Origin of the sequence: Micromonospora sp. NPDC047740 (genome assembly GCF_043204735.1) — a bacterium.
Classification (GTDB): domain Bacteria; phylum Actinomycetota; class Actinomycetes; order Mycobacteriales; family Micromonosporaceae; genus Micromonospora.
This window is the reverse complement of sequence record NZ_JBIDCT010000005.1, coordinates 379,002-393,765: the sequence shown is the minus strand read 5'-3', so window position 1 is coordinate 393,765 and position 14,764 is coordinate 379,002. Positions and strand designations below refer to the sequence as shown.

17 protein-coding genes and 2 tRNA genes are annotated in these 14,764 nt (G+C 68.4%); 5 read left to right on the top strand and 14 right to left on the bottom strand.

The genetic code is table 11. The features are described 5' to 3' along the window. Window positions 1-678: 678 nt before the first annotated feature. Window positions 679-906, top strand: a complete 228-nt coding sequence (locus tag ACGF4F_RS12880) for a hypothetical protein (RefSeq protein ID WP_357441071.1) — start codon at window positions 679-681, stop codon at window positions 904-906. A 6-nt stretch (window positions 907-912) separates the two neighbouring features. Here the strand turns inward: ACGF4F_RS12880 and ACGF4F_RS12875 are convergent, their stop codons facing one another. The 6 genes from ACGF4F_RS12875 to ACGF4F_RS12850 form a co-directional block, all read right to left on the bottom strand. After that, window positions 913-1,710: a carbon-nitrogen hydrolase family protein gene (locus ACGF4F_RS12875; RefSeq protein ID WP_393077171.1), complete on the bottom strand. Its 798-nt coding sequence runs from the start codon at window positions 1,708-1,710 to the stop codon at window positions 913-915. A gap of 69 nt (window positions 1,711-1,779) precedes the next feature. Then, entirely contained in the window at window positions 1,780-3,075 is a 1,296-nt protein-coding gene (clpX, locus tag ACGF4F_RS12870; protein ID WP_073836588.1) for an ATP-dependent Clp protease ATP-binding subunit ClpX, read from the bottom strand. A 210-nt stretch (window positions 3,076-3,285) separates the two neighbouring features. Further along, window positions 3,286-3,948 carry an ATP-dependent Clp protease proteolytic subunit gene (locus ACGF4F_RS12865; RefSeq protein WP_073836589.1) on the bottom strand — a complete coding sequence of 221 codons (663 nt, stop codon included), beginning with the start codon at window positions 3,946-3,948 and terminating at the stop codon, window positions 3,286-3,288. 14 nt (window positions 3,949-3,962) lie between these two features. Then, the gene (locus ACGF4F_RS12860; RefSeq protein WP_073836590.1) at window positions 3,963-4,604 is read right to left on the bottom strand and encodes an ATP-dependent Clp protease proteolytic subunit; all 642 of its coding nucleotides are present in this window, start codon (window positions 4,602-4,604) and stop codon (window positions 3,963-3,965) included. A 173-nt stretch (window positions 4,605-4,777) separates the two neighbouring features. After that, a complete protein-coding gene (gene tig / locus ACGF4F_RS12855; protein WP_357441063.1) occupies window positions 4,778-6,124 on the bottom strand; it encodes a trigger factor in 1,347 nt (448 codons plus the stop codon). Between the two features lie 146 nt (window positions 6,125-6,270). Continuing rightward, window positions 6,271-6,344, bottom strand: a tRNA-Pro gene (locus ACGF4F_RS12850). 262 nt (window positions 6,345-6,606) lie between these two features. Between ACGF4F_RS12850 and ACGF4F_RS12845 the strand changes: the two genes are divergently transcribed. Further along, window positions 6,607-6,677 (top strand) — tRNA-Gly (locus ACGF4F_RS12845). 53 nt (window positions 6,678-6,730) lie between these two features. Here the strand turns inward: ACGF4F_RS12845 and ACGF4F_RS12840 are convergent. From ACGF4F_RS12840 to ACGF4F_RS12815, 6 genes are all read right to left on the bottom strand, one after another. Next, window positions 6,731-7,876: a tyrosine-type recombinase/integrase gene (locus ACGF4F_RS12840; RefSeq protein ID WP_393077166.1), complete on the bottom strand. Its 1,146-nt coding sequence runs from the start codon at window positions 7,874-7,876 to the stop codon at window positions 6,731-6,733. Then, a complete protein-coding gene (locus ACGF4F_RS12835; RefSeq protein WP_393077163.1) occupies window positions 7,869-8,078 on the bottom strand; it encodes an excisionase family DNA-binding protein in 210 nt (69 codons plus the stop codon). Before ACGF4F_RS12835 ends, ACGF4F_RS12840 begins: the two co-directional genes overlap by 8 nt. 64 nt (window positions 8,079-8,142) lie before the next feature. Then, window positions 8,143-9,711: a replication initiator gene (locus ACGF4F_RS12830; protein WP_393077160.1), complete on the bottom strand. Its 1,569-nt coding sequence runs from the start codon at window positions 9,709-9,711 to the stop codon at window positions 8,143-8,145. Further along, window positions 9,701-9,994 carry a hypothetical protein gene (locus ACGF4F_RS12825; protein ID WP_393077157.1) on the bottom strand — a complete coding sequence of 98 codons (294 nt, stop codon included), beginning with the start codon at window positions 9,992-9,994 and terminating at the stop codon, window positions 9,701-9,703. Before ACGF4F_RS12825 ends, ACGF4F_RS12830 begins: the two co-directional genes overlap by 11 nt. Next, window positions 9,994-10,416, bottom strand: coding sequence for a hypothetical protein (locus ACGF4F_RS12820; protein ID WP_393077154.1), 423 nt, complete (start codon window positions 10,414-10,416; stop codon window positions 9,994-9,996). Before ACGF4F_RS12820 ends, ACGF4F_RS12825 begins: the two co-directional genes overlap by 1 nt. Then, on the bottom strand, window positions 10,413-10,961 hold the full coding sequence (locus ACGF4F_RS12815; protein WP_393077151.1) for a hypothetical protein: 549 nt from the start codon (window positions 10,959-10,961) through the stop codon (window positions 10,413-10,415). Before ACGF4F_RS12815 ends, ACGF4F_RS12820 begins: the two co-directional genes overlap by 4 nt. Before the next feature lie 167 nt (window positions 10,962-11,128). On the opposite strand from ACGF4F_RS12815, the gene ACGF4F_RS12810 reads away from it, so the two are divergent. The 3 genes from ACGF4F_RS12810 (at window position 11,129) to ACGF4F_RS12800 (ending at window position 13,135) form a co-directional block, all read left to right on the top strand. Beyond that, entirely contained in the window at window positions 11,129-11,902 is a 774-nt protein-coding gene (locus tag ACGF4F_RS12810; protein WP_393077148.1) for a GntR family transcriptional regulator, read from the top strand. Then, a complete protein-coding gene (locus ACGF4F_RS12805; RefSeq protein WP_393077145.1) occupies window positions 11,899-12,483 on the top strand; it encodes a GNAT family N-acetyltransferase in 585 nt (194 codons plus the stop codon). Before ACGF4F_RS12810 ends, ACGF4F_RS12805 begins: the two co-directional genes overlap by 4 nt. 226 nt (window positions 12,484-12,709) lie before the next feature. Further along, complete coding sequence (locus tag ACGF4F_RS12800; RefSeq protein ID WP_393077142.1) at window positions 12,710-13,135, top strand: hypothetical protein; 426 nt, start codon at window positions 12,710-12,712, stop codon at window positions 13,133-13,135. A 64-nt stretch (window positions 13,136-13,199) separates the two neighbouring features. On the opposite strand, the gene ACGF4F_RS12795 is transcribed toward ACGF4F_RS12800, so the two are convergent. Further along, complete coding sequence (locus ACGF4F_RS12795; protein ID WP_393077139.1) at window positions 13,200-13,310, bottom strand: helix-turn-helix domain-containing protein; 111 nt, start codon at window positions 13,308-13,310, stop codon at window positions 13,200-13,202. Between the two features lie 626 nt (window positions 13,311-13,936). Further along, complete coding sequence (locus tag ACGF4F_RS12790; protein WP_393077137.1) at window positions 13,937-14,404, bottom strand: hypothetical protein; 468 nt, start codon at window positions 14,402-14,404, stop codon at window positions 13,937-13,939. Window positions 14,405-14,764: the final 360 nt, after the last annotated feature.

Here is a 14,764-nt window from a genome sequence, read left to right as displayed (position 1 = left end):
GAGCCAGGATCAAACTCTCCAACAAAAACTTGTTGAACAATCCATCCCGACAACAAAAGTGTTGCCAAAGGAATCCCAACCAGCCAAACCATCAAAAAGCCTGACCAGTCCGGGGTATAAACAATTTGGCACTGGCTTATCAAACACCCTGTTGAGTTCTCAAAGAACAACCACACACCATCCAGCAACCCTGCACTCCACAGGACCCTGTCCGGGGCAACCTCTCCACTCTACCCGGGCCGTTCCGCGCGGTCAACCTCGTCTCCGAGGTGATCAGCTTGGTTCGGTCCGATCCACGCCGACGCACGCCGTACCCGGCGGTCGTTGCTGTCGTGGGTTCCGGCGGACCGGCCGGCGTCGCTTTCGCGATCACCCGCCCGGCTCCCTGCCGGCCTTCGAACTCTACCCGGTCGGCTTCGCGATCGCAACCCCGTGTTTTCGGAGCGCCTCGCACCGCCCGGATCCCCAGTCTCGCTCGGCGTCTCCGCCGCGAGCCTGGCGCCCGTTGTCGGCCTGTTTGTCCGGCCTCCCGCGTGCAGAGAGAAAGTTACGCGGACGGCCCCGAGAAGGCAAATCAACGTCTGTCACTACGTTTCTGGCGGGCGCCACAGCACCGGATGGCAGACCGGAGGCATCGAGGAGGACCACGGAGGGCACAACCGTGCCAGAGTGTCTGGCATGGATGACGTGTCCCGGATCCCGGTGGCGACGCTCGCCGCAGACACCCTGCTCGGCCTGCTGCTGCCGTTCTGGCAGCTCGTCATCGCCGCCTTCGTGGTCTTCGTCGTCGCGGCGTCAGTGGGGCGGCTGGCCAGACGCGGCCGCTCCCGGATGACCACGGCACTGCTGATCACCGCCGCGGCGATCGCCGGCTTCACCGTGCTCGGTGTGCTGCTGGAGAGCTGACAGGGCTCACAGCCGGCGGTTGGCGAGGCTGGGCAACTCGGCGCGGATCTTCCGCAGCCGGTCGAGGTCCAGATCAGTGACGGCGAGGCCGGGGCCGTCCGGGACCTGGCTGAGCACCGTCCCCCACGGGTCGACCACCATGCTGCGTCCGAAGCAGGTCCGCCCCGGATCGTGGTCACCGGTCTGGCCGGCGGCGGCGACGAAGCACTGGTTCTCGATCGCCCGCGCCCGCAGCAGGACCTCCCAGTGGTCCCGGCCGGTGTGCATCATGAACGCGGCGGGCACGACCAGGAGCGCGGCACCGCCGTCCGTGGCCAGTTGCCGGTAGAGCTCGGGGAAGCGCAGGTCGTAGCAGATCGAGAGGCCGACGCGGACGCCGTCGACGTCGACCACCACCGGCTGGTCGCCCGGAGCCACCGTCGCGGACTCCAGGTAGGAGACCCGGCCCGGAATCTCCACGTCGTACAGGTGGATCTTGCGGTAGCTGGCGGCGAGCGCACCAGTGCGGTCGAAGACCAGCGAGGTGTTCCAGGTGTGCTCCGGATCCGGTCCGGCCTCGTGGAACGAGCCGGCGATCACCCACATGCCCAGCCGTCGGGCGACCCCCGCGAAGAACTCCCCCACCACGCCGTCGACCGGCTCGGCCGGCGGCATCCGCTCGGCCACGCCCAGATAGTCGACGTACTCGGGGAGAACGGCGAGGTCGGCCCCGGCCGCCGCGGCCCTGACCAGCAGGGCCTCGGCGGCGGCCAGGTTCGCCGCACGGTCGTCGCGGGCGTTGAGCTGGCAGACGGCGACGCGCATGGGGCTCAGCGTACGGGCGGCGCGCGGTCGGCGACAGGGCTCAGCCGAGCAGCGCCCCGGTGCTGACGGTCAGGCGGACTTCTCCTCGCGATCCCGACGAGCCCGGCGACCGGTGAACTCACGGGGCACGATGGTCGGGTTGACGTTCTCCAGCACCACCTCGCGGGTGATCAGCACCCGGGCGGCGTCGGGGTTGCTCGGCACCTCGTACATCACGGAGAGCAGGACCTCTTCCATGATCGCCCGCAGGCCACGGGCGCCGGTGCCGCGGAGCATGGCCTGGTCGGCGATCGCCTCCAGCGCCGGCTGCTCGAACTCCAACTCCACGCCGTCCAGCTCGAAGAGGCGCTGGTACTGCCGGACCAGGGCGTTGCGCGGCTCGGTGAGGATCCGCACCAGGGCCGACCGGTCGAGGCTGCGCACGTTGGTGATCACCGGGAGCCGGCCGATGAACTCGGGGATCAGCCCGAACTTGAGCATGTCCTCCGGCATGACCTGGCTGAAGATGTCGTCGGTCGACCGATCGGAGACCGACCGGAGCCGGGCGCCGAAGCCGGTGCCGCCGGAGCCGGTGCGGGCCTCGATGATCTGGTCGAGGCCGGCGAAGGCACCGCCGCAGATGAACAGCACGTTGGTGGTGTCGATCTGGATGAACTCCTGGTGCGGGTGTTTCCGCCCGCCCTGCGGCGGCACGTTGGCCACCGTGCCTTCGAGCATCTTCAGCAGCGCCTGCTGCACGCCCTCGCCGGAGACGTCCCGGGTGATCGACGGGTTCTCCGACTTACGGGCGATCTTGTCGACCTCGTCGATGTAGATGATCCCGGTCTCGGCGCGCTTGATGTCGTAGTCGGCCGCCTGGATCAGCTTGAGGAGAATGTTCTCCACGTCCTCGCCGACGTATCCCGCCTCGGTGAGGGCGGTGGCGTCGGCGATCGCGAACGGGACGTTGAGCATCCGGGCCAGGGTCTGCGCCAGGTGGGTCTTGCCGCAGCCGGTGGGACCGAGCAGCAGGATGTTGGACTTGGCCAGCTCCACGCCGTCGTTGCCGGAGCCGGGCGCGCCGGCCGCCTCGGCCTGGATCCGCTTGTAGTGGTTGTAGACCGCGACGGCGAGCGCCTTCTTGGCCTGCTCCTGACCGACGACGTAGTTGTCGAGGAACTGGCAGATCTCCATCGGCTTGGGAAGCTCTTCCCACTTCACCTCGCCGGACTCGGCCAGCTCCTCCTCGATGATCTCGTTGCAGAGATCGATGCACTCGTCGCAGATGTAGACGCCCGGGCCCGCGATGAGCTTCTTGACCTGCTTCTGCGACTTGCCGCAGAAGGAGCACTTCAGTAGGTCGCCGCCGTCACCGATCCGTGCCACCTACGTTCTCCCTGCACTCGTCGGCCGGAGCGCCGGCCCTGACCTGTGGGCCTGCCGCCCGTCCGTCTGTCGTCCCATTCGCCGGTCCGCACCAGCGAAGCGGTACAGACCCGACGTTACCCGCTGCCGGAGGTTTCTCCGACCCCCAAAACGGGTGTGTCAGAGGTCGGCCGGGACCGATGCCCCGGCCGACCTCCGATCCAGCAGAGCTCAGCTCGCGGCGTGCGCCGCCAGCAGACCCTTCTTGCGGCTGGTCAGGATCGTGTCGACCAGCCCGTACTCCTTGGCCTCCTCGGCCGTCATGATCTTGTCACGGTCGATGTCCTTGCGGACCTGGTCGACCGGGCGGTTGCAGTGCTGGGACAGCATCGTCTCCAGCTGCGTCCGCATCCGCAGGATCTCCCGGGCCTGGATCTCGATGTCCGAGCCCTGGCCGTAGCCGCCCTCGGTGGCCGGCTGGTGGATGATGATCCGGGAGTTGGGCAGCGCCATCCGCTTGCCCGGGGTGCCCGCGGAGAGCAGCACGGCCGCCGCGCTGGCCGCCTGGCCGAGGCAGACGGTCTGGATGTCCGGGCGGACGTACTGCATGGTGTCGTAGATCGCCGTCATGGCGGTGAAGGAGCCGCCGGGCGAGTTGATGTACATGATGATGTCGCGGTCCGGGTCGGTGCCCTCGAGCGTCAGCAGCTGGGCCATCACGTCGTTGGCCGAGGCGTCGTCCACCTGCACGCCGAGGAAGATGATCCGGTCCTCGAAGAGCTTGTTGTACGGGTTGGACTCCTTCATCCCGTACGACGTGCGCTCGACGAACGACGGCAGAACGTAGCGGTTGTGCACGGCCGCGAACTGGGGCGGCAGGCTCAGGTCGGTCATCGTCAGCTCCTCGATCAGCTCAGGGTCCCGGCGCCTTCCGGAACCTGGGCGGCTCCGGTGATCACCTTGTCGATGAAGCCGTAGTCCATGGCCTCCTGGGCCGTGAACCAGCGGTCGCGGTCCGAGTCCGCCTCGATCTCCGCCGCGTTCCGGCCGGTGTGGAACGCGACCCGCTCCTGGAACATCCGCTTGGTGTAGAGCATCTGCTCGGCCTGGATCGCGATGTCGGCGGCCGTACCGCCCATGCCACCCGACGGCTGGTGCATCATGATCCGCGCGTGCGGCAGGGCGTACCGCTTGCCCTTGGTGCCCGCGCAGAGCAGCAGCTGGCCCATCGAGGCCGCCATGCCCATCGCCACGGTCGACACGTCGTTGTCGATGAACTGCATGGTGTCGTAGATGGCCATGCCGGAGTAGACCGAGCCACCCGGCGAGTTGATCCAGAGGTTGATGTCGCGGTCCGGGTCCTCCGCGGCGAGCAGCAGCAGCTGCGCGCAGATGCGGTTGGCGACCTGGTCGGTCACCTCGCTGCCCAGGAAGATGATCCGCTCCTTGAGCAACCGGTTGTAGACCGAGTCGTCGAGGTTGCCAATTGAGTCACCACCGCGGGCCTCGAGCGCCCGGAGCGGCTTCGCTGGGATGTGCATGTCGGTCATGGCAGCCCTTCGCTCTCCGTACCGTCGTACCCGACACTAACCGCTCAGCCGGGGGGCGTACTCCCGGTCGGGGCACTGTTCGCTCTCAGCGCAGCTGCCCCGGAGGGCGTACCCGAAAAGGGTTTCGGCCGCCGTCCAGCGTGCAGCGAGGGACGGCGGCCGACACCCGGCGATCAGTGCTCGTGGTTGTGCTCGGCCTCGTTCTGGGCGCGGAGCGCGTCCAGGGTGACCTCGTTGCCCGCCGAGTCCTTGATCTTGATCTTCTCCATCACGGCGGCGAGCGCCTTGCCCCGGCGGACGTCGCCGAAGACGGCCGCCGCGGCGCCGGAGCGGACCAGCTGGTCGTAGTACTGCTGCGGGGCCATGCCGGCGCGCTGGGCGCGGTGGACGATCTCGTGGCCGAACTCGTCGTCGGAGACCTGGACGTCCTCGGCGTCGGCCAGGGTGTCCAGCAGGAGCTGGATCTTGACGCCCTCGGTCGCCGCCTCGTTGAGCTCGGTGTCGATCTGCTCCTCGGTCTTCTCCTCGGCGGCGAGGTATTCCTCCAGGGAGGCGCCGATGCGCTCGAGCTGGTCGACCATCGCGGCCTTGCGGCTCTCGACCTCCTCGCGGACGACACCCTCCGGGGCCGGCACCTCGGCGGTGGCCACCATCTGCTCGAGGGCCTTGTCCCGGGCGGCGTAGATCTGCTCGACCTGCTTGCCCCGGGTCACCCGCTCGCGGAGGTCGTTGCGCAGCTCCTCGATGGTGTCGAACTCGCTGGCCAGCTGGGCGAAGTCGTCGTTGAGCTCCGGCAGCTCCTTCTCCTTAACCGTGCGGACGGTCACCGCCACGTCGGCGTCACGGCCGGCGTAGTCGCCGCCCACCAGCTGGGTGGAGAAGGTGGTGCTCTCGCCGGCGGCCAGGCCGACCAGGGCCTCGTCCAGGCCCGGCAGAAGCTGCTTGCTGCCGACCTCGTGGGAGATGTTGCTCGCCGAGCCGCCCGGCACCTCCTCGCCGTCGACGGTGGCGTTCAGGTCGATCTGGACGTAGTCGCCCTCCTGGGCGGCCCGCTCGACGGTCTTCAGCGTGGCGAACCGCTCACGCAGGCCGTTCACCTGCTCGTCGATCTCGCTGTCGGCGACCTGGATCTCGTCCACGGTCACCTCGATGGACGCCGGGTCCGGCAGGGTGATCTCCGGGCGGACGTCGACCTCGGCGGTGAAGTTGAGCGAGTCGCCATCGGCGAACTCGGTGATCTCGACCTCCGGGCGACCGAGGGTCTTCAGGTCGTGCTCGCGGACCGCGGCGAGGATGTTCTGCGGGATCGCCTCCTGCACCGCCTCGTTGAGGACGGTGCCCCGGCCCACCCGCTGGTCGATCACCCGCGGGGGAACCTTGCCCCGACGGAAGCCGGGAACCTGGACCTGCTGCCCGATCTCCCGGTACGCCTTCTTGAGGCTCGGCTCGAGCTCGACGAACGGCACCTCGATGGCGAGCCGCACGCGCGTCGGGCTCAGAGTCTCGACGGTGCTCTTCACAGGCGTACTCCTTGACGGATCTCAGTTGAGTCTGGGCGTGATTACGCGCATCGAGTGTAGGCGAGCCGGCCTGCTGCATCGGCAGCGCCCGGGGTGCCGCGCGGAAAAATCGGCGGTTCCCGGACGACCGGGCCGCGAACGGACAGTCGGGGTGGCGGGATTTGAACCCACGGCCCCTCGCTCCCAAAGCGAGTGCGCTACCAAGCTGCGCCACACCCCGTGGCGACGAGAAGTGTATGCCGTCCGCGCCCCCCGGACCCGCACCGGGGCCGCGCCAGGCCCCCGCGCCGGGCGACGCGCCGGGTTCGCGGGGAGGCAGCAGCTTCGGGGAAAGAGTGGTCTCTCGGGGCGGCGAGGGGCCGCTTTCGGGGAAGTAGTGAGGACCTTGAAGCCGAGCGACCAGCGACGCGCGGTACGGGGCTGCGCGTCCGGTTCGGGGATTCGGTAGGCTGTCGGGCGCGCCCCGCCGCAGCGGGGTGCATGCGGGCGTAGCTCAATGGCAGAGCTTCAGTCTTCCAAACTGACGGTGCGGGTTCGATTCCCGTCGCCCGCTCAGCGATGGTGGCCCAGGTCAGACAGAGTTTCCGACCTGGGCCACATCCATATCTATCGCTTGGCCTTCCGGGCGTGCCCGCTACGTGCCCGATCGCGTTCCTTGGCGATGCTGGCGCTGAGCGCTCCGGCGATGGACTTGTCGCGCTCGGCTGTCGCGTGCTGGTAGATCATCGCGGCCCGAGTCGAGCCGTGTCCCATGCGCGCCATCAGATCGGCGAGGCTGGCACCGGTCCCGGCGGCAAGGGTGTTGCCGGTGTGCCGCAGGTCGTGGAAGTGGAAGCCGGGCAGCCCGGCGGCGGCGACCGAGGCGGACCAGCCGGCCGCCTTCTGAAAGTTGGAGCGGCGCAGGGCAGCGCCCTTCGCGCCGGTGAAGACCAAGGCGTCAGGGTCGTCGGCGGCGAAGTCGCGCAGGTGACGCCGGAAGTCTGGGCGGATAGCCGCCGGGATGGTGACGGAGCGACGGCCGGCAGCCGACTTGGGCGGGCCGAAGATCATGCGTCCATCGGACATCTCGACCAGGGTCGCGCGGACCGTGACGGTCGTGCAGCGCGGGTCGATGTCGCTGCGGCGCAGCGCCGCGAGTTCGCCGTAGCGGAGGCTCGTGAAGGCAGCCAGCAGCACCAGGGCACGGAAGCGTGCGGGTACGCGGCCAGCGATGTCGAGGACCTGGGCGATGGTCGCCACTGGCCGCTCAGGGGTGTGGTGCTCCCCCGCACCCTTGATTCGGCACGGGTTGCGGCGGATGAGTTCGTCATCAACGGCGGTGACCAGCACCGCGTGCAGCAGTCGGTACGCCTTGGCCCTCATGGTGTCGGTGACACCGGCCGCGACGAGTTCGGCGTACCAGGCCCGGACCATGCCGGGCGTGAGGTCACTGAGCAGGATCTTGCTCAGGGTGGGTTCGATGTACTTGCGGTACAGCCACCGGTAGAGGGCTACGGTCCGGGGCCGCAGGTTCGGCCGATGGTCGATCCATGTGGTCGCCCACTCCCCCAGCGCGATCCGTCCCCGGTTCGGGTCGTGCCAGGTGCCCTTGATGATGTCGGCCTCAACGGCGGCAAGCCACCGATCAGCGTCAGCCTTCCGGGTGAAGGTGTGCGGTGCCGGTCGGTCGATGCCGTCCGGGCCGAGGTAGCGGGCTTGGAAGCGGCCCGAGGGCAGCTTGCGGATGCGGCCGAAGCGGCGCTTGTCAGCCATAGACGTGTTCTCCCTTCCGGTAGCGCAGGACAGGCCGGATGGCGTCAATGCGGCCTTGACGGATGTAGTCGGTGATGTCGTCGGGGTGGAACCGGACGTACTTGCCGACCTTGTAGAAGCGGATGCGGCGCTCAGCGACGATGCGGCGCACGAAGCGGACTCCGGTGCCGAGGCGCTGGGCGGCTTGCTCGACGGTGAGCATGTCGACGTGGCGGGGTTCGTTCAGAGCGGTACTCCTCTCGTGATGACGGACAAGTGATGCGGGTTCAGGCAGCAGCGGTCATCTCCTCTCGTGCGATCTCGTGTCGCTCCCGGGCCATCGCGGCGGCGGTGTTGGCCAGGAGGGCGTCTCCGGTGGTGCGCCAGCCGGAGCCGGCGTAGCTGAGTAGGCCGACGATCAGGGTGGTGGTGTCGTCGTCGGGTTGGTCGGCGTACTCGTGGCCGGTCTCGGTGCGTCGCCAGATGACGCGGGCGTCGCGGAGGATGCGGAAGGTGACCGAGTAGCGGCGGCTCTTGGTGAGGAAGTGGCCGCCGAAGCCGAGCATGTGCGCCCACCGTCGAAGCATCTGCCAGTCGCGGTGTTGGCCGAGGGTCCAGCAGGCGTCTACGAGGCGTTCGGGGTGGGTGCCTTGGTGGTTGGCGTAGAGGTCGATGACCTCGCCGTCGAGGCGGCGGGAGACGTGGCCGGTGGCCTCTGTGCTCTTGGTGGCGTACTTGGCCAGGTAGCCGGCGGCACGGCTGTCGGTGACCTCCCCGTCGGTGCTGATCGCCCGTACGTCGATGCCCTTGTCCGGGTCGCCCCAGGTGATGCGCCAGCCTTCGGGCTTGGCGGGGTGGGGGCGGGTGGTGAAGGCGACGGTGGCGGCGGCGTGCTTGATGGCGGCGATGAGGTCGTCGACGGTCAGGGCGGCCGGGGGCGGGACGATGGCGTCCGGGTCGGCGTCGACGCCGTCGAGGCGGACGATGCCGTGGTAGTGCACGACGGCGCGGCGCTGCATCTCCGCGACCTTGCCGAAGGAGGGCTTGACCGGGGGCACCCGGCGGACCCGGCCGGAGGCGGTGACCTGGACGACCGGAGGCAGGCCGAGTTCCTGGGCGCGGGCGTTCAGGTGGCGGGTGACGGCGATGGTGGTGCGGCGCCACAACTCCGGCGCGGAGTGGTTCCACACGACCTGGGCGTCGTAGTCGTAGCAGTCCAGGCACAGCGGCTGACCCAGCCGGGGATCGCCTTCCTCGTGCCGCGCCCAGCAGACGGTGGGCTGGCCGTGCTCGCAGGGCCGGGCGGTGGGGTCGGACGCGCGGCGCGGGTGGCACGGTTCGGCGCGGCAGTCGCAGCGGCGGCGGTTGCCGCAGGTGTGCCGCTTCACGACCCGCGTGTGCACGGTCCCGAACGACGGCGCGGTGAACGTGGCGAACACCGCCGGATGCTCGGCCACGGTGGCGGGGATGCCTCTGCCGCCGGCGAGGCCGGCGCGCAGGAGCTGGTAGGCGTCACGTTGGTAGGTGCGGGCGCAGGACGGGCAGACGGCGTGCCGGCGGTTGCCGCACGGCTTGTAGATCTCCCCGTCCGGCAGATCAGCCGTCGACACCGACCCGAGGAGCCGGCCGGTGGCCCGGTCGAGGGTGGCGACCTCGCCGGATAGGCGGATCGGGTGGGAGCAACCCGCGGCTGCCTTCACATGGTCGAGCCAGTCGAACACGCCAGGGTCGCAGGCCCGGTGGAAGGCGGACTCGTCGCGGCCGACGAACGAGCCGACCGCCCCGGAGGTGGGCCGGTGCCCCGGACCAGACGGGTAAGCCTGGTCCGGGACAACGGTGGTGAGGTCAGCGGCCACGGGTGCGGGCCGCCTTCATCGGTAGGTGGGTGATGGGGCCGGTGCCGAACGGGTTCGGGTGCTCGAAGATCCGGCCGAGCAGGGACGCCACGTGCGCGGGCAGGTCGGCCCGGTGGTGCTCCCACAGGTAGATGTCGCGGATGAGTTGGTAGGTCTTCGGCAGCTCGATCCCGTCGCGTGCGGCGAGGATCTTCATGCGGCCGATGAGCTGGACGGGTTCCCAGCCCCGGGCAAGCCGGGGTTGACGCCAGCGATACGACGGGGCGGCGGGGGTGGTGGTCATCAGGCCACCGCCCGACTGGCGGCCATGCCGCCGCTCAGTGCGGCGTGCCACCGCTGAGTGAGCGTGTGCACCGTCAGGAAGGACGGGGTCTGCGCGATGGTGTGACGGAAGATCCGGGTGGCCGTCCCGGCGTCCTCCCACCGCTTCGTGTCCGGGAAGACCTGATCGAGCAGCGCCCAGTTGCTCGTCGCGTTGATGCAGTCGGCCAGGGCGGCGACCTCACCGATGAGGTCAAGCCCGATCTGGTTGACGGCCTCGGAGATGGCCAGAGTCATCCGGCCGACATCACCGACCGGGGACACCAGATCCCGAGCGTTACGCCGGTAGTTCGCGGCGTAGAAGATGACCCGAAGTTCCGCTTCGGTCAGGGCTTCCACATCCACGGCCGCAGCGGTGTGGGGACGAATCGGCGTGACGGTCATGCCGTCACCTCGCCGCGAGCGATGGCCCGTTCGAGCCGGTAGCCGAGGGCGATTGCCGTTTCCTCCCGCTTGTGGGAGCCCCAGAGTCGGCGGATCTCGGCGTGGTAGGTCGTGTCGCAGTCGTTGGTGTTGGCCGCCCGCCACTGCTCGTTGACGCGGTAGATCTCGGCCAAGCCGAGATGGGCGATGCCGTCGACCGCGAGGGCCTTGATCTGGTCGGCGGTCAGAGAGGCCGCCGTGGCCGGGATGCCGGCAGCGTGGATGGCGATGGCGAGTTCGCCGTAGGTGAGTGCGTCCAGGCGGACAGGTGCCGGTACAGGGTGGCCGGTGGTGGAGATAGCAGTCGGGGCGGGGGTGTTCGTGCTGAGCACGGACAGGGCATCCAGCAGCGCGGTGCGATCGAGCACCGCAGGCAGGTTCAGCGCCTTCCCAGGGGCCAGCGCGTCCCGAAGCGTCGCCAGAGCAGAAAGCAGGCGAGCATCGGAAAGCGCCGAGAAGTTGCCCGAGGCGCAATGAGCAGGGTGAACGGTACGCTGGACAGGCATCGTGTTGGTCCTTTCGACGAGGGAACCGATGCACCGGCCTCAGCGGGTGGCAGCCCGCTGGGGCCTTGTTGTTAGGTTGTACCAACAACAACCCCTGTCTATCAGTCCGATGGTGTGCCGGTCAATGGGTTGTTAGCGTGTAGGTACAACTCCCGTTAGGAAGTGCCATGACCCTGAACCCGGCCGACTCTCGGCCGCTCTATCAGCAACTCGCATCGATGCTCAGGCAGCAGGTCCAGAGCGGCGAGCTTGCACCGGGTGACCGGTTTCCCACCGAAGGCGAGCTTTCCGACCGCTACCGCATCAGCCGGAACACTGTGCGTCTCGCCCTGGACGTCCTCCGCAATGAGGGTCTGATCGTGTCCCGACGTGGGCGGGGCAGCTTCGTACGCTCCGAGCCGCCCATGCGCTACTACGCCTCACTTACCGGCTCCCGTCGCCAGCGACTGGAGGCTGACCGGCGACGAGACACCTTTAGCCAGCAGATCGAAGCCCAGGGCAAGACGGCCCGGCAGATCAGCACGGTGGAGGTGGTGCCGGCGAACGACGAGATCGCCTCCCACTTGGGGCTCCAGCCAGGCGATTCCGTGGCCGTGCGGCGCAGGGTCATGTACGCCGACGATCAGCCGTTGCAGCTCGGGGACAGCTACTACCCGCTGAGCATCGTGCGCGACAGCAAGATCATGGACCCTGCCGACGTCGTGGAAGGCACGGACCAGGTGCTCGAAGACTTGGGCCACGTCCCGACGCGGTACGAGGACGAGATCACGTGGCGGATGCCGAGCGCGGAGGAGGCCACGAAGCTTCACCTCGGGCCGGCGACACCAGTCGGCCGACTCCTGCGAACGAGCTTCGACCAGGAGGATCGGCCGATCGAGGTGTATCAGGTGATCCTTCCCGGCGACCGTCACGTCCTGCTCTACGAGGTTGACGCCGAATGAACCCGAAGCCGGTAACACTGACGGGCCGCCTGATCCGACTCGAACCGCTCGGACCGCAGCACGCCGAGGACCTGCTTGCCGCCGCAGCGCATGACGAAATCTGGACGTACCTGGATGAGCCAACGCCTCGCACCCGCGAGGCGATCGACGCGTTCGTGACGGACGCGCTACACGACCAGGAACGCGGCCAACGACTGCCCTTCGCCCTGGTGGACCTTCGCACCGGGAGAGCGATCGGCAGTACGAGCTACATCGACATCCGGCCGAACGACCGCACGCTAGAGATTGGCTGGACTTGGCTCACGCCCAGTTCTTGGGGAACCGGTGCCAACAGCGAAGCCAAGTTCCTCCTGATGCGGCACGCGTTCGAGGCTCTAGGCGTCGGGCGGGTGGCGATCAAGACCGACCTGCGCAACGTGAGATCGCAGCGCGCCATCGAGCGGCTTGGAGCGCACCGGGAAGGCGTGTGGCGCAATCACCGGTTACTCAGCACAGGCCGATACCGCGACAGCGTCTACTACAGCGTCATCGACTCCGAATGGCCCACCGTCCGGGACAAGCTGGCAGCCGCCATCCAGTAACCCAAGAGGACCCGCCGGCTGCCGGCTATGCCGGGTCTCAGGACGTCCGTGACAGACCAGTCTCGGGACGTGCGTGACACATCCGGCTAGACCACCGGCCCCATCACGCAGGTTCGCCCCGCCCTCCGACAGCGATGCCATCGCGGGGCAGTGGTGGGTCCGCTCACCGTCTACTGTCCTCGCCATGCAAACCGAACCGATAGTGATAGATAGAGTCGACGGGCCGGTGGCGGTCGAAGTGAAGGCGCTGGGCACTCCGCGGGTCCTGGTGGGCGGTATCCCGGAGACCGGCCGCCGGAACGTCTTCGAACTGCCTGCAGTGGGCGGCGGGACGGTCCGCGCCAAGCTGAGGAGCAACCTCCTCGACCCGTACCCAGTCATCGATATCGACGGGGTGAAACACCGCACCGGGCCGAAGACGCCGGTCGTGCTCAGGGTCCTGATTCTGCTCCCGTTTCTCCTTGTGATCAAAGGAGGGCTGATCGGCGGTCTCTTCGGCGGGGTCGGCTTCGCCGTCAACCATTCGATCGCCCGCAGTGATCGATCGACCGGGGCGAAGGCGGCCCTGATGATCCTTGCGGCACTGGGCGTTTGCCTTGCGTACCTGGTCCTGGCCAGTATCGTCCAGGCGGCTTGGGAGCAGCAGGCGTGACCCCGGCGGGCGTCTTCGGTGGAGGACCGCACCCGCCGAACCCCGGACGCCCGCCGCTACGGGCTCAGGTCAGCCAGCGATGCACGGCCTGGCGCGAGACCCCGAACCGTTCGGCAACGTCCGTCACCGTCGACCCGGCAAGCACATCCTGGACGGCCCGAAGCCGCTGCTCCATCACACTCCTCTCCACCAACACTCGGCGGAGTGTCACCCAGGTCCCGATACCGATCTGTCACGCAGGTCCCGAGACCGGACAGCCGGCTGCCGGCGAAGTGGTGAGAACTTTCTGTACGTCTTCAAGGCGGCCCTTGACGGGCCGCACGCACCGCCGCCTGGGCGCGCGCCGGCCGCTGCCGCTGTCGCTCTGCGGCCGTCACGCCTGATGCCCGGCGGCTGGCGCGGAAAGCGGGAAGCCCGGAGGGCCGCCGCAGAACGACAGACCGTTGACCGGTGAGGGGGTGGGCCGGCAGCCGGCGCGCCGCGCGGCCACGAGCCCGCGCGGCGTGAGGGAGGGCACGCCGGCCGCGTCGGCGAGCTGGCGGCGGTCGCGGGCGTGCGGCTACTGCGCCTCCGGCGGGGGCGCTCCGGCTCCAGGATGGCCGGGGCTCCGTCGGCGGGTCGCGGTCCGTGGGTGGTTGCGGTAGGCCATCCCGCCTGCCACCGACCCGGGCAAGCCGAGCAGACCACCGCCCGACCCGCCAGCGTCCGTACGAGCCGTCAAGGTCCGCTTGACATGGCGGGCCGGGCGGCGGCCCGCTCCCCAGGAGGGCGGGTCGATGGCAGACGGGATGGCAGGAGTACTCACGGCTTGCGCTGAAGCAAAGCGAGCTCACGGCTGGGAAAGGGTGCCTCTACCCAGGACCTGTGATATCCCTCTTCGCCGTGTTCCTCAAGCACTGCCGCCGCCATGGCCTGAACAGCCTCGATGAAGTCTGGTACTGAAACTCTCCCCGTCCAGCACGGCACACCGCCCGCCCATCTGTTGTTCTCGGACAAGAGGTCATCGAATCGGACGATTTGAACATACATGGCGTGGTCGGCGATGCCTGAAAAGAACATTCGGTGCCCGCCAGGTTCGCCGAGAAAGGAAGTGAAAGTCGCGCTTGAGCCAAGCTTGAGATCCAAGGTAGCCCTGAGTAAGTCTTTGAGCGCATCGCCGACGTAGGAAGTCCGAAGCCGTAGCGTGTCTTCGCCCGATGTCCAGGTGAAGTACGCCCAACCGGTTCCACCAAGCGTCCATTTCAGGACAGGCTTGTGCACTGCTGACATCACTCGATCCTAGAACTCCCTCTGAACGGCACCCGTTGGGGCGAGGCTGGCGCGTGGACAACGTTCAGGCCAACCCCGAAGCGGGCGTCGCCCATCTGCAGGCAGACCGAGGTTCGTGCCCGATCCGTGCCCGACGCAGCGGTCAACACCGGCCAACAGTGGGACATTGGGCGGCAGCAACATGGACTGCTAGGCGCTACCCGCCCGCCGCCATGGCTGGTCAGCACCTCGACCAAGCCCGTCCGTCGGAGCGATGCAAGGCACCTTCCAAACTGACGGTGCGGGTTCGATTCCCGTCGCCCGCTCAGCGATGGTGGCCCAGGTCAGACAGAGTTTCCGACCTGGGCCACATCCATATCT